Source organism: Pseudarthrobacter sp. MDT1-56 (assembly GCF_059383555.1).
Genome location: NZ_JBWZCK010000002.1, coordinates 115,035 through 133,950 on the forward strand (window position 1 = coordinate 115,035; position 18,916 = coordinate 133,950).

General features: G+C 67.2%; 16 protein-coding genes. All 16 read left to right on the forward strand.

Features of this window, described 5'->3' with window-relative positions:
* Positions 1-11: 11 nt before the first annotated feature.
* The 16 genes from AC50YC_RS03770 to AC50YC_RS03845 all read left to right on the forward strand — a co-directional run bounded on the left by AC50YC_RS03770 (position 12) and on the right by AC50YC_RS03845 (position 18,915).
* A complete protein-coding gene (locus AC50YC_RS03770; protein ID WP_494952486.1) occupies positions 12-1,724 on the forward strand; it encodes an ABC transporter ATP-binding protein in 1,713 nt (570 codons plus the stop codon).
* Between the two features lie 200 nt (positions 1,725-1,924).
* Positions 1,925-3,685, forward strand: coding sequence for an ABC transporter ATP-binding protein (locus AC50YC_RS03775; RefSeq protein ID WP_494952487.1), 1,761 nt, complete (start codon positions 1,925-1,927; stop codon positions 3,683-3,685).
* Between the two features lie 17 nt (positions 3,686-3,702).
* Positions 3,703-4,074: a GntR family transcriptional regulator gene (locus tag AC50YC_RS03780; protein ID WP_494952488.1), complete on the forward strand. Its 372-nt coding sequence runs from the start codon at positions 3,703-3,705 to the stop codon at positions 4,072-4,074.
* An 89-nt stretch (positions 4,075-4,163) separates the two neighbouring features.
* Positions 4,164-7,151 carry an excinuclease ABC subunit UvrA gene (gene uvrA / locus AC50YC_RS03785; RefSeq protein WP_494952270.1) on the forward strand — a complete coding sequence of 996 codons (2,988 nt, stop codon included), beginning with the start codon at positions 4,164-4,166 and terminating at the stop codon, positions 7,149-7,151.
* A gap of 121 nt (positions 7,152-7,272) precedes the next feature.
* Positions 7,273-8,049: an HAD hydrolase-like protein gene (locus tag AC50YC_RS03790; RefSeq protein WP_494952271.1), complete on the forward strand. Its 777-nt coding sequence runs from the start codon at positions 7,273-7,275 to the stop codon at positions 8,047-8,049.
* Positions 8,036-8,704, forward strand: a complete 669-nt coding sequence (locus AC50YC_RS03795) for a lysophospholipid acyltransferase family protein (protein WP_494952272.1) — start codon at positions 8,036-8,038, stop codon at positions 8,702-8,704. The genes AC50YC_RS03790 and AC50YC_RS03795 overlap by 14 nt, the downstream gene beginning before the upstream one ends.
* 102 nt (positions 8,705-8,806) lie before the next feature.
* Positions 8,807-10,837: an excinuclease ABC subunit UvrC gene (uvrC, locus tag AC50YC_RS03800; RefSeq protein WP_494952273.1), complete on the forward strand. Its 2,031-nt coding sequence runs from the start codon at positions 8,807-8,809 to the stop codon at positions 10,835-10,837.
* Positions 10,838-10,957: 120 nt separating this feature from the next.
* On the forward strand, positions 10,958-11,881 hold the full coding sequence (gene rapZ, locus AC50YC_RS03805; RefSeq protein WP_494952274.1) for an RNase adapter RapZ: 924 nt from the start codon (positions 10,958-10,960) through the stop codon (positions 11,879-11,881).
* On the forward strand, positions 11,881-12,900 hold the full coding sequence (locus AC50YC_RS03810) for a gluconeogenesis factor YvcK family protein (RefSeq protein ID WP_494952275.1): 1,020 nt from the start codon (positions 11,881-11,883) through the stop codon (positions 12,898-12,900). Before rapZ ends, AC50YC_RS03810 begins: the two co-directional genes overlap by 1 nt.
* Positions 12,901-12,910: 10 nt before the next feature.
* A complete protein-coding gene (gene whiA, locus AC50YC_RS03815) occupies positions 12,911-13,891 on the forward strand; it encodes a DNA-binding protein WhiA (RefSeq protein WP_066438143.1) in 981 nt (326 codons plus the stop codon).
* Positions 13,892-14,064: 173 nt separating this feature from the next.
* Entirely contained in the window at positions 14,065-14,688 is a 624-nt protein-coding gene (locus tag AC50YC_RS03820) for a superoxide dismutase (RefSeq protein WP_282379198.1), read from the forward strand.
* 282 nt (positions 14,689-14,970) lie between these two features.
* Entirely contained in the window at positions 14,971-15,981 is a 1,011-nt protein-coding gene (gap, locus tag AC50YC_RS03825) for a type I glyceraldehyde-3-phosphate dehydrogenase (RefSeq protein ID WP_354170520.1), read from the forward strand.
* A 10-nt stretch (positions 15,982-15,991) separates the two neighbouring features.
* On the forward strand, positions 15,992-17,218 hold the full coding sequence (locus AC50YC_RS03830; protein ID WP_494952276.1) for a phosphoglycerate kinase: 1,227 nt from the start codon (positions 15,992-15,994) through the stop codon (positions 17,216-17,218).
* A gap of 80 nt (positions 17,219-17,298) precedes the next feature.
* Complete coding sequence (gene tpiA, locus AC50YC_RS03835) at positions 17,299-18,114, forward strand: triose-phosphate isomerase (RefSeq protein WP_494952277.1); 816 nt, start codon at positions 17,299-17,301, stop codon at positions 18,112-18,114.
* 49 nt (positions 18,115-18,163) lie between these two features.
* Complete coding sequence (secG, locus tag AC50YC_RS03840) at positions 18,164-18,418, forward strand: preprotein translocase subunit SecG (protein WP_354170526.1); 255 nt, start codon at positions 18,164-18,166, stop codon at positions 18,416-18,418.
* 116 nt (positions 18,419-18,534) lie between these two features.
* A complete protein-coding gene (locus AC50YC_RS03845; RefSeq protein WP_494952278.1) occupies positions 18,535-18,915 on the forward strand; it encodes an RNA polymerase-binding protein RbpA in 381 nt (126 codons plus the stop codon).
* Position 18,916: the final 1 nt, after the last annotated feature.

Sequence of the window (18,916 nt, forward strand, 5' to 3'; positions counted from 1 at the left end):
TTATTGGCCTGATGGGCCGGCTGCTGGCCGCCCGCAAGGGGACCGTGCTGGCCATCGTGGTCCTGCAGCTCGTGCAGACTACCGCGAACCTCCTCCTCCCCACCCTGAACGCGGCCATCATTGACGACGGAATCGTCGGCGGCAACGTCCCGGAGATCCTGGGCCTAGGTTCCTGGATGGCCGCGACCGCCGGCGTGCAGGTGGCGGCGGCCATCGCCGCCGGATATCTGGGCGCCGTCGTGGCGATGGAACTCGGCCGTAAACTGCGCGAAGAGCTGTTTGCCACGGTGCAGTCGATGTCCTCCCAGGAAGTCGGTGCGTTCGGCGCCGCCAGCCTGGTCACCAGGGCCACCAACGACGTCGCGCAGATCCAGAACCTTCTGGTCCTCGTGTTCACCATGCTGGTCGCAGCACCCGCCATTTTCATCGGCGGCATTGTGCTGGCCGTGCACCAGGACATCGCCTTGTCCGGCATCGTCGTGGCGGTCATTCCGTTGCTCGCGGTCATCATGGTCCTGATCGTGCGCCGCCTGGTCCCTCTCTACCGGCAGGGCCAGGAACTCATCGACCGGATCAGCCGGGTGCTGCGTGAGCAGATCATCGGCGCGAACGTCATCCGGGGTTTTGTCCGCCAGGGGCACGAGATGAGGCGCTTTGACGGGGCCAACAAAGACCTGACTCGGAACAACCTGCGCTCCGCGCTGCTGGTCGCGGGAATGATGCCGCTGATCATGTTCGTCGTCAATCTGTCCTCCGTCGGTGTGGTCTGGTTCGGCGGGCACCGGATCCAGTCCGGCGACATGCGGCTGGGCGCGCTGACGGCGTTTATCGCTTATATCCTGCAGATCCTGATCGCGATCATGATGGCGATGTACGTCTTTATGACGGCGCCGCGCGCGGCTGCCTGCGCGGAACGAATCCAGGCGGTCCTGGACACTGCGCCGGCGATTACGGACGGCCATGGCGGGTCGGCACCCGAGGGCAATGCCGTGGAGTTCCGCAACGTGTCCTTCGCCTACCCGGGTGCCGAGGCCCCGGTCCTCGACGGCGTCAGCTTCACGGCCGCTCCCGGGGCTGTCACAGCTGTTATCGGCGCCACCGGGAGCGGAAAAACCACCCTGCTGAACCTGCTGCCCCGGTTCCTGGAAGCCACTGAGGGGCAGATCAGCATCGGCGGCTGCGACGTGCGCGGGCTTCCCCTGGCGGCGTTGCGGAGCCTGATCGGCGTTGTTCCCCAGCATTCCTATCTGTTCTCCGGAACACTCGCCGGGAATCTGAGGATGGCGTCGCCGGCGGCGACGGACGCGGAGCTCTGGCAGGTCCTGGACGCCGCGCAGGCGGCGGATTTTGTCCGGGAGCTGCCACAGGGCCTGGAATCACCGGTGAGCCAGGGCGGCACGAATTTTTCCGGCGGTCAGCGGCAGCGCCTCTGCATCGCGCGCGCGCTGCTGCGCCGGGCTCCCGTGTACCTGTTCGACGACAGCTTCTCGGCACTGGATTACGGCACCGACTACCGGCTCCGCGAGGCGATGGCGCCGCTGCTGCGCACGGCCACCGTCCTGATCGTCGCTGAACGGGTCGCCACGATCGTGGACGCCGGGCTGATTCTGGTCCTCGAGGACGGCCGGGTCGTGGCGCAGGGAACACATCACGAGCTGATGGAGTCCTCGCCTAGCTACCAGGAAATCGCGGCTTCCCAGCTGGTCCTGGAGGAAACCCCGTGATCCGCGAACCGGCGCTCGACGCCGGGACCGAGGCCCCCACCACCCGTGACGCCCGGGACCAGTCCCTGGTGGACCTGCCCTCCGGCGGCCGCAACGAATCCCTCCCGGTGGTGCCCCCCGGGGACGCCGGGAAAGGCGGCCGGTTCCGCTGGCGCACGGCCGGACGGCTGATCGGGCTGCTCCGGCCGTCGAAGTGGCGGATGGTCGGCGTCATCGCCGCCACCTGCGCCTTTGTGGTGCTCAACGTGGCGGCGCCGAAAATCCTGGGGGACGCCACCGACGTTGTTGTTGAGGGCGTGGTCGGCGGATCCTTCGACCAGGAGAAACTGGGTGCCCTGCTGGCGGCGGTGTCCGTCATGTACCTGGGGGCATCCGTCTTCAGCTGGATCCAGGGTGCCGTGACGGCCGTGGCGGTGCAGCGCCTGGGCTACGGGCTGCGGGCCTCGGTGGAGGGGAAACTGCACGTCCTGCCGTCCAGCCATTTTGACGTCCAACACCGCGGGGACGTGCTGAGCCGCGCCACGAACGACGTCGACAACATCGCCCAGGCCCTCAACCAGCTGCTCAACCAGCTGATCCTGTCGCTGCTGATGCTCTCCGGGGCCCTGGCCATGATGATGTGGCTCTCCCCGGTCCTGGCCGTGATCGCGCTGGTCTCCGTCCCGGTGTCCACCCTCATCACCGTCCTCGTGGCCCGGAAATCCCAGGCCCATTTCACCGAGCAGTGGGGGAGCACGGGCGAGCTGCACGCGCAGCTGGAGGAGTTCTTCACCGGCCACGAGGTCATCAAGGCCTTCGGGCGGCAGGACGCAGCCGCGGCCCGTTTCAAGGATGGCAACGACAAGCTGTGCCGGGCCAGTGCCCGCGCCCAGTACGTGTCCGGCGTCGTGCAGCCCTTTATGGTCCTGGTGTCCAATCTCAACTACATCGCGGTCGCCGTCGTCGGCGCGCTCCAGGTCCTGTCCGGCGCCCTGACCATCGGCGGCCTCCAGGCCTTCTTCCAGTTCAGTAGGCTCTTCAGCCAGCCAATGGGGCAGATCGGCGGCATGCTGACGCTCATGCAGTCCTGCCTCGTGTCGGCCGGGCGGGTCTTCGAGCTCCTCGATGCGGCGGAGATCCCGGCGGAAACTGCCCCGGCCCCCACGGTGACATCCGCCGTCGGGTATGCCGGGACCGGAGTTCCAGCGTCCGACGCCGCCGGCCGGGTCACGTTTGAGCGGGTCACCTTTGGCTACCGCCCCGGATCGCCCGTGGTCCAGGACCTGTCCTTTGCCGTGGAGCCGGGGCAGACGGTGGCGATCGTGGGGCACACCGGCGCCGGCAAGACCACCGTCGTGAACCTCCTGATGCGCTTCTACGAACTGGATTCCGGCCGGATCACGGTCGATGGTACGGATATCGCAGCACTCTCTCGGGATGAGTTGCGGGCCAATTTCGGCACGGTGCTGCAGGACGCCTGGCTGTTCACCGGCACCATCCGGGACAACATCGAGTACGGCCGCCCCGGCGCGGACGACGCCGCGATCGTGGCCGCTGCGCAGGCCAGCCACGTGGACCAGTTCGTCCGGGCCCTGCCCCGCGGGTACGCCACGATGCTCGGCAACGACGGCGACTCCCTGAGCCGCGGGCAGCGCCAGCTCATCTCGATCGCCCGGGCGCAACTGGCCGGGCGCAGCATCCTGGTCCTCGACGAGGCCACCAGCTCGGTGGACAGCCGCACCGAAGCGCAAATCCGGCAGGCCATGCGGCGGCTCCGGCAGGGACGCACCAGCTTCGTGATTGCCCACCGCTTGTCCACGGTCCGGGACGCTGATCTAATTCTGGTCATGGATCAAGGACGGATCGTTGAACAGGGCACCCACCGCCAACTCATGGCCAGAGGCGGGCTGTACCTAAAACTGTACGAGGCGCAGTTCGCCCGCCGCGAACACCGCAAGCCCGCCCAGGAGCCTGGACAGTGACCCCCACCGAAACATCAATCACGCCGTTCCCCGGATCCTGGCGGCCCAACCCGGGCAGCTCGGTCCCGCTGTTCGAACAGCTCCGGCTCAACATTATTGAGCGGGCCGACAACGGCACCCTGGCGCCCGGGACCAAGCTTCCTGCCGTCCGGAGCCTGGCCGGCGAACTGGGCGTCGCGCCGCACACCGTGGCCCGCGCCTACAAGGAACTGGAGGCGGCCGGCGTCGTGGTGACCCGGGGCCGGAACGGGACCGTGGTCTGCGCCCGCGACGAGGCCTGGAGCTCCCTCTCCGCTGCCGCCGCCGAGTTCGCCACCGCCGCAAAGGCCCAGGGCGCCAGCTTCGCCGAGGCCGTCCAGCTGCTCGCCGCCGCGTACGACCGCGAGTAGCACACCGTTAACACAGCGGGCGGCGTTTCCCGGCTGACGGCACGGCCCTGAATAGAAATTCGAAGAAGTTTTCGATTAGCATTGGTAGCGTGCCTAAAGCCGTAGCTGAAGATCCAGCCGTTGATTCCCCACCCTCCGCATTTCAGGAGAGCCCAGTTCCGATGGGCTCCGATCCGTTGAGTCCGGCAAAGCCGGGCCGCGCGGAGGATTCCCGCCCCGCGGTGAAACGCCCGGACATGTCCCGGCTCATCGTCAAGGGTGCGCGCGAACACAACCTGCGCAATGTGGACCTGGACCTGCCCCGCGACTCCATGATCGTCTTCACCGGGCTCTCCGGCTCGGGCAAGTCGTCCCTGGCCTTCGACACGATCTTCGCCGAGGGCCAGCGCCGGTACGTCGAATCGCTCTCCGCCTACGCCCGGCAGTTCCTGGGCCAGGTGGACAAGCCCGACGTCGACTTCATCGAGGGCCTCTCGCCCGCGGTGTCCATCGACCAGAAGTCCACCAGCAAGAACCCCCGCTCCACCGTGGGCACCATCACCGAGATCTACGACTACATGCGCCTGCTGTGGGCCCGTGTCGGCCGTCCGCACTGCCCCGTCTGCGGGGAGCCCGTCGCGAAGCAGACCCCGCAGCAGATCGTCGACCAGCTGCTGGAACTGCCGGAGGGCACCCGCTTCCAGGTCCTGGCCCCGGTGGTCCGCGGACGCAAGGGCGAATTCGTCGAACTGTTTAAGGAACTCACCGCCAAGGGCTACTCGCGGGCGCGGGTCGACGACAAGCTGATCCAGCTGAGCGATCCCCCCAAGCTGGGCAAGCAGTTCAAGCACACCATCGAAGTGGTCGTGGACCGCCTCGTGGTCAAGGAAGGCATCAGCCAGCGCCTTACTGACTCGGTGGAAACCGCCCTCGGCCTCGCCGAGGGGAGGATCCTCGCCGAATTCGTGGACCTCGAGGCTGACGACCCGGAACGGATCAGGGCGTTCTCCGAGCACCTAGCCTGCCCCAACGAACACCCCCTCGCGATTGACGAGATCGAACCCCGCTCCTTCTCCTTCAACAACCCCTTCGGCGCCTGCTCGGCCTGCAGCGGCATCGGCACGAAGCTGGAAGTCGATGAGGAACTCATCATTCCGAACGGGGAGCTGTCCCTTTCCGAGGGAGCCATCGCGCCGTGGTCCCTGGGCACCGCGACGACCGAGTACTGGAACCGCCTGCTCGGCGGACTCGCCAAGGAACTCGGCTTCTCCATGACCACCCCGTGGGACAAGCTCTCCCAGGACACCCGCCAGACCGTGCTGCACGGCAAGGACCACAAGGTCGTGGTGCAATACCGCAACCGCTTCGGCCGGGAACGCAAGTACAGCACCGGCTTCGAGGGCGTCATCCAGTACGTGCACCGCAAGCACCTTGAAACGGACTCGGACTCGGCCCGGGACCGCTACGAGGAGTACATGCGGCAGATCCCGTGCCCGGCCTGCAACGGCGCACGCCTGAACCCGGCGTCGCTCTCGGTGCTGATCAACGGCAAGTCCATTGCCGAGGTCGCCGCCCTGCCGATGCGCGATTGCGCCGACTTCCTGGACAACCTCGTCCTCACCGGCCGCGAGGCCCAGATCGCCCACCAGGTCCTCAAGGAGATCCAGGCCCGCCTGACCTTCCTGCTCGACGTCGGCCTGGAGTACCTGAACCTGGAACGCCCCTCCGGCACCCTGTCCGGCGGCGAGGCCCAGCGCATCCGGCTGGCCACCCAGATCGGCTCCGGCCTCGTCGGTGTGCTGTACGTCCTGGATGAGCCGTCCATCGGCCTGCACCAGCGGGACAACCGCCGCCTGATCGAGACCCTCACCCGGCTGCGGGACCTCGGAAACACGCTGATCGTGGTGGAGCACGACGAGGACACCATCCAGGAAGCCGACTGGGTGGTGGACATCGGACCGGGCGCCGGCGAGCACGGCGGCATGGTGGTGCACTCCGGCTCCTACAAGGAGCTGCTCGAGAACACCGAGTCACTCACCGGCGACTACCTGTCCGGCCGGAAACAGATTGAGATCCCCAAGAAGCGCCGCAAGTACGACAAGAAGCGCGAACTCAAGGTCGTCGGCGCCAAGGAGAACAACCTCCTGAACGTTGATGCCACGTTCCCGCTGGGCCTGTTCACGGCGGTAACCGGCGTTAGCGGCTCCGGCAAGTCCACCCTGGTCAACGAGATCCTCTACAAGGTCCTGGCCAACAAGCTCAACGGCGCCAAGCAGGTGGCGGGGCGGCACAAGTCCATCCAGGGCCTCGAGCACCTCGACAAGGTGGTCCACGTCGACCAGAGCCCGATTGGCCGCACCCCGCGGTCCAACCCGGCGACCTACACGGGCGTCTTTGACAACATCCGCAAGCTGTTCGCTGACACCACGGAGGCCAAGGTCCGCGGCTACCTGCCGGGCCGGTTCTCCTTCAACGTCAAGGGCGGCCGCTGCGAGGCCTGCTCCGGCGACGGCACACTGAAGATCGAAATGAACTTCCTGCCGGACGTCTACGTGCCCTGCGAGGTATGCCACGGCGCCCGGTACAACCGCGAAACCCTGGAAGTCCACTACAAGGGCAAGACGATCGCCGATGTGCTGAACATGCCGATCGAGGAAGGCGCCGAGTTCTTCGCTGCCTTCTCGCCGATCGCCCGGCATCTCAGGACGCTCGTCGACGTCGGACTCGGCTACGTCCGGCTGGGCCAGCCCGCCACCACGCTCTCCGGCGGCGAGGCGCAGCGCGTCAAGCTCGCCGCGGAGCTGCAGAAACGCTCCAACGGGCGCAGCATCTACGTGCTGGACGAGCCCACCACGGGCCTGCACTTCGAGGACATCCGGAAGCTGCTCCTGGTCCTCCAGGGCCTCGTGGAAAAGGGCAACACGGTCATCACGATCGAGCACAACCTCGACGTCATCAAGAGCGCTGACTGGATCGTGGACCTGGGCCCCGACGGCGGCTCCGGCGGCGGCCGCATTGTCGCCTCGGGCACCCCGGAACAGGTGGCCAAGTCCACGGAAAGCCACACGGCGGCGTTCCTCGCCGACATCCTGGCCTGAGGCACGACGCCGGTACCTTCGCAGGAGTTAGCGCGGAGGTACGGGCGCCGTCGTCACTGATACATTCCCGTCGGGGCATGCGAGTTTCTGGCATCCGTGTCTCTCGTGAGAAACTAGGCCGGTGACGCAAACAACAGTGCCCGTGATCTTCGACCTGGACGGCACTCTTGTCGATCCGGCCGGGGGGATATCGGACGGAATCGCAGCGGCCCTTACTGAACTTGGGCTTGGCGTTCCCGACAAAGCCCTGCTGGATGCCATGATCGGCCCGAAACTCAGCCATTCCCTCACGGACATCGCCGGTGTCCCCGCCGAACGGCTCGACGACGCCATCCGGATCTACCGCGCGCACTACCTCGCCACCGGCATCGGCCAAAGCCTGCTCTACCCTGGAATCCGGGCACTGCTGGAATCCTTCGTCGAGGCCGGCCGGCCCATCGCCGTCGCCACCCAGAAACCCGAAGGCATCGCCCGGATAGTCCTGGAGCACCACGGCATCGCCGCGCTGTTCCACACCATCCGCGGCTCGGCCGCCGACGAGGCGGCTGCCGCCGGTGTGCCGTCCGGGAAGGCCGCGATCGTGGCGGCGGCGCTGGCGGACCTCTCCGGCCAGTATGGCCTGGATACGCAGGACGCCGTGATGGTGGGGGACCGTGCGCAGGACGTTGCCGGTGCGGCTGCCAACGGAATCGACTGCATCGGCGTAGGCTGGGGCTTCGCTCCGGACGGTGAACTGGACGCGGCCGGCGCGGTGGAGATTGTGCACAGCAGTGCCGCCCTTCACGAGAGAATTGCCCGGCGGGATCCGGGAGGGGCGCACGCCGGACACCCGAACGCAGCGACCCCTTTCCTGTTGACCGAAGCCATAAACGAGGTGCACACCGATGGCAATGTTTGATGCAATCCGCTGGACCACGCGGGGTCTGGTGACCTCGACGTGCCGGCCCACGGTCATCGGACTGGAAAACGTGCCCAATGAGGGCCCGTTCATCGTCGCGCCCAACCACCTGTCCTTCCTGGACAGTGTGATCGTCCAGGCGCTGATGCCCCGCCCCGTGGCCTTTTTCGCCAAAGCGGAATATTTCACCACCGGCGGGGTGAAGGGCAAGGTGATGAAGTCCTTCTTCGAGGCCGTCGGGTCCATCCCGGTGGAACGCGGCGAACAGGCCGCCAGCGTCCAGGCGCTGAAAACCCTGCTGGAGATCCTCGACTCCGGCAAGGGCGTTGGCATCTACCCGGAGGGGACCCGCTCCCGGGACGGCATCCTCTACCGCGGCCGCACCGGCGTCGGCTGGCTTGCCCTGACGACGGGCGCCCCCGTGATCCCGGTCGGGCTGATCGGCACCGAGCACCTCCAGCCGGCGGACAGCAAATCGGTCAAGCCGCAGCACTTCACCATGAAAGTCGGCCAACCGCTGTACTTCGACAAGACCGGACCGGACCACTCCCTGCCCGCCCGACGCCAGGCCACCGACCGCATTATGGACGCGATCGCGGAACTCAGCGGCCAGGAACGTTCCACGAGCTACAACCAGAGCAAGTCCATCGACTAGTCCGGCCTGACTAATCCGACCTGCCTAGGGCGGCCTGAGGTCAAGGGTCCCCCCGGGGCCAGACCGTCAAGGGCACGGCCGCAGGCTCAGTAGACTTGAACTGTGGCAGATCCAGCGAGTTACCGACCCCAGACGGGTGAGATTCCGACCAATCCGGGCGTGTACCGCTTCCGCGACCCGCACGGCCGGGTCATCTACGTCGGCAAGGCCAAGAACCTCCGTTCGCGGCTGAACTCCTACTTCGCCAACCCCGCCGGGCTGCTCCCCAAAACCTATGCGATGGTCCATGCGGCCAGCAGCGTCGAATGGACCGTCGTCGGCAGCGAGCTCGAATCGCTGCAGCTCGAATACACCTGGATCAAGGAATTCAAACCCCGGTTCAACGTGATGTTCCGGGACGACAAAAGCTACCCGTACCTGGCCGTCTCGATGGGGGAGAAGTACCCCCGCGTTCAGGTGCTGCGCGGCGAACGACGCAAGGGCACCCGCTACTTCGGCCCCTACACCGCCGGTGCCATCCGCGACACCATGGACACCCTGCTGCGCGTTTTCCCGGTCCGCAGCTGCAGCTCGGGCGTCCTGAAACGGGCCGAGGCCAGCGGCAGGCCCTGCCTGCTCGGTTACATCGACAAGTGCGCGGCACCCTGCGTCGGCCGCATCTCCGCCGAGGAGCACCGCGCCCTGGCCGAGGACTTCTGCACGTTCATGGGCGGCGAGGCCAAGCCGTTCGTCACGCGGCTGGAAAAGGACATGGCCGCCGCCGTGGCGGAACTTGACTACGAGCGGGCGGCCCGGATCCGTGACGACATCGTCGCGCTCAAGAAGGTGTTCGAACGCAACGCCGTCGTCCTCGCCGAGGGCACGGACGCCGACGTCTTCGCCCTGCACGAGGACGAACTCGAAGCCGCCGTGCAGGTCTTCCACGTCCGCGGCGGCCGGATCCGCGGCCAGCGCGGCTGGGTCGTCGAAAAGGTCGAGGACTCCACCACCCCGGACCTCGTCGAGCATCTGCTCCAGCAGGTCTATGGCGAGGAAGCAGGCCTCCAGGGCAGGCTGCCCCGCGAGGTGCTCGTCCCGGCAGAGCCCAGCAACGCCGCGGAGCTGGCGCAGTGGCTCAGCGGGCTGCGCGGGGCGAGAGTCGATGTCCGTGTGCCGCAGCGCGGCGACAAAGCCGCCCTGCTGTCCACCGTCCGGGAAAACGCCGAGCACGCCCTCAAGCTCCACAAATCCCGGCGCGCCGGCGACCTGACCCTGCGGTCCCAGGCGCTGCAGGAGCTGCAGGAGGCCCTCGAGCTGCCGGTCGCGCTGATGCGGATCGAATGCTTCGACATCTCACACGTCCAGGGCACCAACGTGGTCGGTTCCATGGTGGTGGTAGAGGACGGGCTGCCCAAGAAGTCCGAGTACCGGAAGTTCTCCGTCACCGGCGCCGCCGCCGCGGACGACACCGCGGCCATGCATGATGTGCTGACCCGCCGGTTCCGCAACTACCTGCAAGAGAAGACGGCCCAGGCCGACGCCGCCCGGCAGCCGGGCCATCAGGCCATGCTCAACGCCGCGGCCGACGCCGCCGTCGCGGGGTCTTCCGCCGTCGCCGTCGCCGACACCACGACCCCGGCGCCGCGGACCAAGTTCGCCTACCCGCCCAACCTCGTGGTGGTCGATGGCGGCAAGCCGCAGGTCAACGCCGCCGCCCGCGCCCTGGCCGAACTGGGCATCGACGACGTCTACGTCGTCGGACTCGCCAAACGGCTCGAGGAAGTCTGGCTGCCGGACAGCGACTTCCCGGTGATCCTGCCGCGGGCCTCGGCCGGGCTGTACCTGCTGCAGCGCGTCCGCGACGAGGCCCACCGCTTCGCGATCTCCTTCCACCGGCAGAAGCGCGGCAAGGCGATGACCGTCTCCGCGCTCGACGGCGTGCCCGGCCTCGGCGAATCCAAACGCAAGGCCCTGCTCGCCCAGTTCGGCTCGGTTAGGAGCATCAGGACGGCCAGCGTCGAGGAACTGACCGGCGCCAAGGGGATCGGCCCGTCCCTGGCTGCGGCGATCGTCAGGCACTTCACCGACGACGACGGCGACTCCGCGACGGTCCCCGCCATCAACATGACCACCGGCGAAATCCTGGAGACTTAGCTAGCCCCGGCAAACTTAGCTAGGGTAAGGACTTGGGAAGGGCGCGCGGCGGTTCACCGCACCGCGGGCCACACCTGGCACAGATCGAGAACAACAGCACAGCAGAACGGGGCTTCACTGATGGCAGAGTCGACGGCAGGACCCGGGACGGAGCCGGACGGCATGACGCCTGTCAAACCCGTCGAGGCCGAACTGCTCGTTGTGACGGGCATGTCGGGAGCCGGCCGGAGCACCGCATCCGACGCGCTGGAGGACCACGGCTGGTACGTCGTGGAAAACCTTCCCCCGCAGATGCTCGGCACCCTCGCGGAAATCGTGTCCCACGCACCGGGTTCCATTTCCAAGCTCGCGGTCGTGATGGACGTCCGCAGCAAAGAACTGTTCGCGGACATCCGCACCGCCCTGCGCAATCTGGAAGCCAGCGGCGTCGGCTTCCGGGTGCTGTTCCTCGACGCGAACGACGACGTCCTCGTCCGCCGCTTCGAGCAGGGCCGGCGCCCCCACCCGCTGCAGGGCGGCGGCAGGATCCTGGACGGCATCGCCGCCGAACGCGAACTGCTGCACGAACTCCGCACCTCCGCCGACATCGTGCTGGACACCTCCACCCTGAACGTCCACGGCCTCGCCACCGCGATCACCGAGCTGTTCAGCGAAACCGGTCCCGTCGCCCTCCGGCTCAACGTGATGAGCTTCGGCTTCAAATACGGGCTTCCGGTCGACGCGAACTTCGTCGCCGACGCCCGCTTCATCCCCAACCCGCACTGGGTGCCGGCGCTCCGCCCGCACACCGGGCTGGACCAGGACGTCAGCGACTACGTGCTCGCGGCGCAGGGCGTCAGCAGCTTCGTGGAACGCTATGTGCTGGCCCTCGAACCGGTCCTCGACGGCTACCGCCGGGAGAACAAGCACTACGCCACCATCGCCGTGGGCTGCACCGGCGGCAAACACCGCTCCGTGGCCGTCGCCGTCGAACTGTCCCGCCGGCTCGCGCAGTACCCGCGCGTCACCGTGACCACCACCCACCGGGACCTGGGCCGCGAGTAATGGCGCTGCTCACCGGGCCATTGCCGCTCGTCCCGCCGGCCAGCGCCGCCTTCGCCAGCCAGCAGGACAAAGGCCCTTCCGTGGTGGCGCTTGGCGGCGGCCACGGCCTCGCAGCGTCGCTGTCCGCGCTGCGCCTGCTCACGTCCGAGCTGACCGCCGTCGTCACCGTCGCTGACGACGGCGGGTCCTCGGGACGGCTGCGCGAAGAATACGGCGTCCTGCCGCCGGGAGACCTCCGGATGGCGCTGTCCGCGCTCTGTGACGACACCGACTGGGGCCGCACCTGGCGGGACGTCATGCAGCACCGCTTCGCGCCCGGCAAGGGCCGCGGCGGTTCCCTCGACGAACACGCCATGGGCAACCTGCTGATCGTGACCCTGTGGGAGCTCCTGGGCGATACCGTGGCGGGCCTCAAATGGGCCGGCGCGCTGCTGGGCGCCCGCGGGGAGGTCCTGCCGATGTCCAGCGTCCCGCTGACCATCGAGGGCCAGGTCCGGGTCACCGCCCCGGACGGCAGCCAAGCGCTGCAGACCCTGACCGGACAGGCGAAGTGCGCCGTCGCCGGCTCGCTGGAACGCGTCCGGCTGCTGCCCGAGAACGCCCCCGCCTGCATCGAGGCGCTCACCGCGATCGAACTGGCGGACTGGGTCATCCTCGGCCCCGGCTCCTGGTACACCTCCGTGCTGCCGCACCTGCTGCTGCCGGAAATGCGCGAGGCGCTCTGCAACACGGCCGCCCGCCGCTGCCTCACCATGAATCTCGCCACGGACACCAAGGAAACCCTTGGCATGTCCGCGGCCGACCATTTGCGGGTGCTCCGGGAGTATGCGCCTGACTTCACGATCGACGTTGTCCTGGCCGATCCGGCCTCCGTGACTGACCGCGCCGACTTCGAACAGGCGGCCGGGATGCTCGGCGCTGAGGTGGTGTTGGGTAAAGTGGGTGCGTCGAGCCGCCGGCCGATCCACGACCCGCTGCGTCTGGCAACGGCGTACCACGACATTTTCGGGAACAGGTAGGAAAGGTGCCATGGCACTGACAGCATCAGTCAAGGAAGAACTTTCGCGGCTGGACATCAAGAAGTCCTCGGTCCGCAAGGCTGAAGTGTCCGCCATGCTTCGCTTCGCCGGCGGACTCCACATCATCTCCGGCCGGATCGTGATCGAGGCCGAAGTCGACCTCGCCTCGACCGCGCGGCGGCTGCGCGCCGCCATCGCCGAGGTTTACGGGCACCAGAGCGAAATCATCGTCGTGTCCGGCGGCGGACTGCGCCGCGGCAGCCGCTACGTCGTCCGGGTGGTGCGCGACGGCGAGGCCCTCGCCCGCCAGACCGGCCTGCTGGACGCCCGGGGCCGCCCGGTCCGCGGCCTGCCCTCGGTGGTGGTGAACGGCTCCGCCGCCGACGCCGAGGCCGTCTGGCGCGGCGCCTTCCTTGCCCACGGTTCCCTCACCGAGCCCGGCCGGTCCTCCGCCATGGAGGTCACCTGCCCCGGCCCCGAGTCGGCGCTGGCCCTCGTCGGCGCGGCCCGCCGGCTCGGCATCCAGGCCAAGGCCCGCGAGGTCAGGGGAGTGGACCGCGTGGTGATCCGCGACGGCGACACGATCGCTGCGCTGCTGACCCGGATGGGCGCGCACGATGCGCTGATGGTGTGGGAGGAACGGCGGATGCGCAAGGAAGTCCGGGCCACCGCCAACCGGCTCGCCAATTTCGACGACGCCAACCTGCGGCGATCGGCGCAGGCTGCGGTCGCTGCCGGCGCCCGGGTGGACCGTGCCCTGGAGATCCTTGGCGACGACGTCCCGGACCACCTGAAGTACGCCGGTGAACTCCGCGTGGCCCACAAACAAGCGAGCCTTGACGAACTCGGCCGGCTGGCGGACCCTGTCATGACGAAGGACGCCATCGCCGGGCGGATCCGCCGGCTGCTGGCCATGGCGGACAAACGCGCCCAGGACCTCGGCATCCCCGGCACGGAAGCCAATGTGACGCCGGAAATGCTGGACGAGTAGCCTCTCCAGAAGAAACATCTGCAGAATCGGATCGGGCCGGCGGGAATACCTCAGGGGGACCGGAGGCTATGCCCACTGGATTCCGATCCAGAGACTTCCGGGTGCCACACCATCCGGATGCACAATCCGAGAGTTACCCAACGGACAACCAGTCCACGACATTGGAGGATTTTGTGACCGAGTACGTTCTGCCCGAACTCAGCTACGACTACGCAGCGCTGGAGCCCCACATTTCCGCGCGGATCATGGAGCTGCACCACAGCAAGCACCACGCCGCATACGTGGCCGGTGCCAACAACGCCCTCGCCCAGCTGGCCGAGGCACGCGACAAGGGCGACTTCGCCAACATCAACCGCCTCTCCAAGGACCTCGCGTTCCACACCGGCGGGCACATCAACCACTCTGTGTTCTGGAACAACCTGTCCCCGGACGGCGGCGACAAGCCCGAAGGTGAGCTGGCAGCGGCCATCGACGACGCGTTCGGCTCCTTCGACGCGTTCCGCGCCCAGTTCAGCGCCGCGGCGCTGGGCCTGCAGGGATCCGGCTGGGGCTTCCTGGCCTACGAGCCCATCGGCGGCAACCTCGTCATCGAACAGCTCTACGATCAGCAGGGCAACGTCGCACTCGGCACCACCCCGCTGTTGATGCTGGACATGTGGGAGCACGCCTTCTACCTGGACTACGTCAACGTCAAGGCCGATTACGTCAAGGCGTTCTGGAACATCGTTAACTGGGCCGACGTCGCCAAGCGCTTCGACGCCGCCCGCAAGAACGCCACCGGCCTCATCACGCTCTAACACGGCCGTGACCTTCTCCGCGTGATGCGGTTCACACGTCTGTAACAAAGTTCACAATTCGTGCCGTCTGGCTCAAATCGTGGACGGTCTGCCCCCGCACTTGCGGGGGCAGGCCAAGTTAAACGTAAGATAGGTCACGGAAGGCGGTTAGCCTTCAGCAATGTGGCTGGTCGCCCTCCGATCTGTTAATCATCTCTGCCCAATGGCGTGCGGGATCTGTTAGTTGGCTTGAGCGCCTTCTCAACTAGTCGTGCTCGCTAGAGCACCAAGGAGACTGAAAACGTGACCACCCGTATTGGTATCAACGGCTTCGGCCGTATTGGCCGCAACTACTTCCGCGCTGCACTTGCCCAGGGGGCAGACCTCGAGATCGTGGCAGTGAACGACCTCACCAGCCCGGAAGCACTGGCCCACCTCTTCAAGTACGATTCCGTGGGCGGGCGCCTGCAGGAGACGATCGAGGTCAAGGACGGCAACATCGTCGTCGACGGCAAGACCGTCAAGGTCCTCGCGGAGCGCGATCCGGCCAAGCTGCCCTGGGGCGAGCTCGGCGTTGACATCGTGATCGAATCCACCGGTTTCTTCACCAAGGCCGCCGATGCGCAGAAGCACATCGATGCCGGCGCCAAGAAGGTCCTGATCTCCGCCCCCGCATCGGACGAGGACATCACGATCGTGATGGGCGTCAACGACGGGCTCTACGACCCCGCCGCGCACCACATCATCTCCAACGCCTCCTGCACCACCAACTGCCTCGGCCCGCTGGCCAAGGTCGTCAACGACGCCTTTGGCATCGAGCGCGGCCTGATGACCACCATCCACGCCTACACCGCCGACCAGAACCTGCAGGACGGCCCGCACAAGGACCTCCGCCGCGCCCGCGCCGCCGCCATCAACATGGTCCCCACCTCCACGGGTGCGGCCAAGGCAATCGGCCTGGTCCTGCCGGAACTCAAGGGCAAGCTCGACGGCTACGCCATCCGCGTTCCCGTCCCCACCGGCTCCGCAACGGACCTGACCGTCGTCGTCTCCCGCGAAACCACCGTCGAGGAAGTCAACGCGGCCCTCAAGGCCGCCTCCGAGACGCCCGAACTCAAGGGCCTGCTGACCTACACCGACGAACCGATTGTCTCCTCGGACATCGTCGGCGACCCGGCGTCCTCCATCTTCGACTCCGGCCTCACCAAGGTGATCGGCAACCAGGTCAAGGTTGTTTCCTGGTATGACAACGAATGGGGCTACTCGAACCGCCTCGTCGACCTCACGGAGCTCGTCGCAGCCAAGCTGGGCTAGGGTAAGACACATGACATTCCACACCCTCAACGAACTGATCGCTGATGGTGTCCGCGGGCGGTACGTTCTGGTCAGAAGTGACCTGAACGTGCCGCTCGACGGCTCTACAGTGACTGACGACGGCCGCATCAAGGCCTCCCTGCCAGTGCTGGCGAAGCTCACGGACGCCGGTGCCCGCGTGCTGGTCACAGCACACCTTGGCCGCCCCAAGGGCGCGCCCGAGGACAAGTATTCGCTCAAGCCCGCCGCGGCGCGGCTCGCCGAACTTGCCACCTTCACAGTCTCGCTGGCGGACGACACCGTCGGGGACTCCGCCAAGGCAGCCGCCGCGGCGCTGCAGGACGGTGAAGCCCTCATCCTCGAGAATGTGCGCTTCGACGCCCGCGAGACGTCGAAGGACGACGCGGAGCGCGGCGCCTTCGCGGACGAGCTGGTGGCCCTCACCGGTACCAACGGCGCCTTCGTGGACGATGCCTTCGGTGCCGTGCACCGCAAGCATGCCAGCGTGTACGACGTCGCCACCCGCCTGCCGTCCTACCAGGGCGACCTGGTCCGCACCGAGGTCGAAGTGCTGCGCAAGCTCACCACCGACACGCAGCGCCCCTACGTCGTTGTGCTGGGCGGTTCCAAGGTCTCGGACAAGCTCGCGGTGATCGACAACCTCATCGGCAAGGCAGACACCATCCTGGTCGGCGGCGGCATGCTGTTCACCTTCCTCGCCGCCGCGGGCCACAAGGTCGCCGGCAGCCTGCTGGAAGAAGACCAGATCCCGGTCGTGCAGGAATACCTCAAGCGCGCCGCGGACGCCGGCACCGAGTTCGTGGTTCCCACCGACGTCGTGGTGGCCAGCAAGTTCGCCGCCGACGCCGAGCACGAGACGGTGCGGGCCGAGGCGATTGAAGGCAGCAGCTTCGGCGCCCGGGGCATCGGCCTGGACATCGGACCGGAATCAGCGGCAGCCTTCGCCGAACGGATCCAGGGCGCCAGAACGGTGTTCTGGAACGGCCCGATGGGCGTGTTCGAGTTCGAGGCCTTCGCCGCGGGCACCCGGGCCATCGCCCAGGCGCTGACCGGGACCGAGGCATTCACCGTGGTCGGTGGCGGCGATTCCGCCGCCGCGGTCCGGACCCTCGGATTCGCCGATGACCAGTTCGGGCACATCTCCACCGGCGGCGGCGCCAGCCTTGAGTACCTTGAAGGCAAGGAACTCCCCGGCCTGAGCGTCCTGGACCGCTAGACCCTCCAGCCGGCAGGGCGCCCATCCCACGACGGGCGCCCTGCCGGCTGTTCCACTGCTACGAACTTTTGGGAGACCACGTGACTACTTCAACCAACGGCACCTTCGACCGCACGCCCTTCATCGCGGGCAACTGGAAGATGAACATGGACCACGTTCAGGGCATCACCCTGCTGCAGAAGCTGGCCTGGACCCTGTCCGACGCCAAGCACGACTACAGCCGGGTGGAGGTCTCCGTCTTCCCGCCGTTCACCGATCTCCGCGGCGTCCAGACCCTGGTCCAGGGCGACGAGCTCAAGATCGTCTACGGCGGCCAGGATCTTTCCCCGTTCGACTCCGGCGCCTACACGGGCGACATCTCGGGGCAGTTCCTCGCCAAGCTCGGCTGCGGCTACGTCCTCGTCGGCCACAGCGAACGCCGGACCATCCACCACGAGTCCGACGAGGTGCTGAACGCCAAGACCAAGGCGGCCTTCCGGCACGGCATCACCCCGGTGCTCTGCGTCGGTGAAGGCCTGGAGATCCGGCAGGCGGGAACGCACGTCGACCACACGCTCGCGCAGCTCCGCGCCGGCGTCGAGGGCCTCACCCCCGAGCAGGCTGCCGAACTCGTCGTCGCCTACGAGCCGGTCTGGGCCATCGGCACCGGTGAAGTTGCCGGGCCGGACGACGCACAGGAAATGTGCGCCGCCCTCCGCGCCGAGCTCTCCACCCTCTTCGGCGCAGATGTCGCCGCCAAGACCCGGCTCCTCTACGGCGGCTCGGTCAAGGCCAACAACGCCGCCTCGATCCTGAAGGAACGCGACGTGGACGGATTGCTGGTCGGTGGTGCCAGCCTGGACGCCGCCGAGTTTGCTAATATTGTCAGGTTCGAGAGTCACCTGCTGACGGATTAGTCCGGACACCGTCGTGGCCCCCGCAATCCAAATCTTCTGAAAGGCCGTCGTGGACGTTCTTCATGTCATTCTGCAGGTCCTCCTGGGTATCACCAGCCTCCTGCTGACCTTGCTCATCCTGCTCCACAAGGGTCGTGGTGGCGGTCTGTCCGACATGTTCGGCGGCGGCATGAGCTCCGGCCTCAGCTCCTCCGGAGTGGCAGAGCGGAACCTGAACCGCTTCACGGTCATCCTGGGAGTCACGTGGGGCCTCGTGATCATCGGCCTCGGCCTGATCATGCGGTTCAGCGGCGGCGACTCCTAGGAACTTTCCTAATAACTTCATATGGGGTCCTTGTGGCCCTCCCGGCATCGGGAACTCCGAACTACACTTTGGCTGACTGCACGCGCTTTCCGTCCCCAAGTAGCCAGGAGTTCCCGATGCTGCATTCCGCCTCCGGATTCCGGGGTATCCGCGTAGGAGCCACCGAAGGGGCCTCACCCCGCCACGAACCGCTCGACGGCGCCGCCGCCCGGACACCCCGCATCCGCGTCACCTACCGGTGCGCCAAAGGCCACGAGACCCCGCTGGTCTTCGCCCAGCTGCCCGAGGACCAGATCCCCGGCGTCTGGGACTGCCGCCACTGCGGCGGAACAGCCACCCGGGACGAGGCGCAGTTTGCGCTCGAGGAAGTTCCGGTGGAAGGCTTCAAGAGCCACCTGGAATACGTTAAAGAGCGGCGCTCCAGCCAGGACGCCGAGGACGTGCTGGCCGGAGCGCTCGAGAGACTGCGGGCCCGCCGGGACCTCCCGGAGGGATAAC

What these genes read in the sequence shown, in the direction of transcription:
- AC50YC_RS03770 (WP_494952486.1), top strand. Translation starts at nt 12, where the DNA reads ATGGGCCGGCTGCTGGCCGCCCGCAAGGGGACCGTGCTGGCCATCGTG.
- AC50YC_RS03775 (WP_494952487.1), top strand. Translation starts at nt 1,925, where the DNA reads ATGGTCGGCGTCATCGCCGCCACCTGCGCCTTTGTGGTGCTCAACGTG.
- AC50YC_RS03795 (WP_494952272.1), top strand. Translation starts at nt 8,036, where the DNA reads ATGGCAATGTTTGATGCAATCCGCTGGACCACGCGGGGTCTGGTGACC.
- rapZ (WP_494952274.1), top strand. Translation starts at nt 10,958, where the DNA reads ATGGCAGAGTCGACGGCAGGACCCGGGACGGAGCCGGACGGCATGACG.
- AC50YC_RS03810 (WP_494952275.1), top strand. Translation starts at nt 11,881, where the DNA reads ATGGCGCTGCTCACCGGGCCATTGCCGCTCGTCCCGCCGGCCAGCGCC.
- whiA (WP_066438143.1), top strand. Translation starts at nt 12,911, where the DNA reads ATGGCACTGACAGCATCAGTCAAGGAAGAACTTTCGCGGCTGGACATC.
- AC50YC_RS03830 (WP_494952276.1), top strand. Translation starts at nt 15,992, where the DNA reads ATGACATTCCACACCCTCAACGAACTGATCGCTGATGGTGTCCGCGGG.
- AC50YC_RS03845 (WP_494952278.1), top strand. Translation starts at nt 18,535, where the DNA reads ATGCTGCATTCCGCCTCCGGATTCCGGGGTATCCGCGTAGGAGCCACC.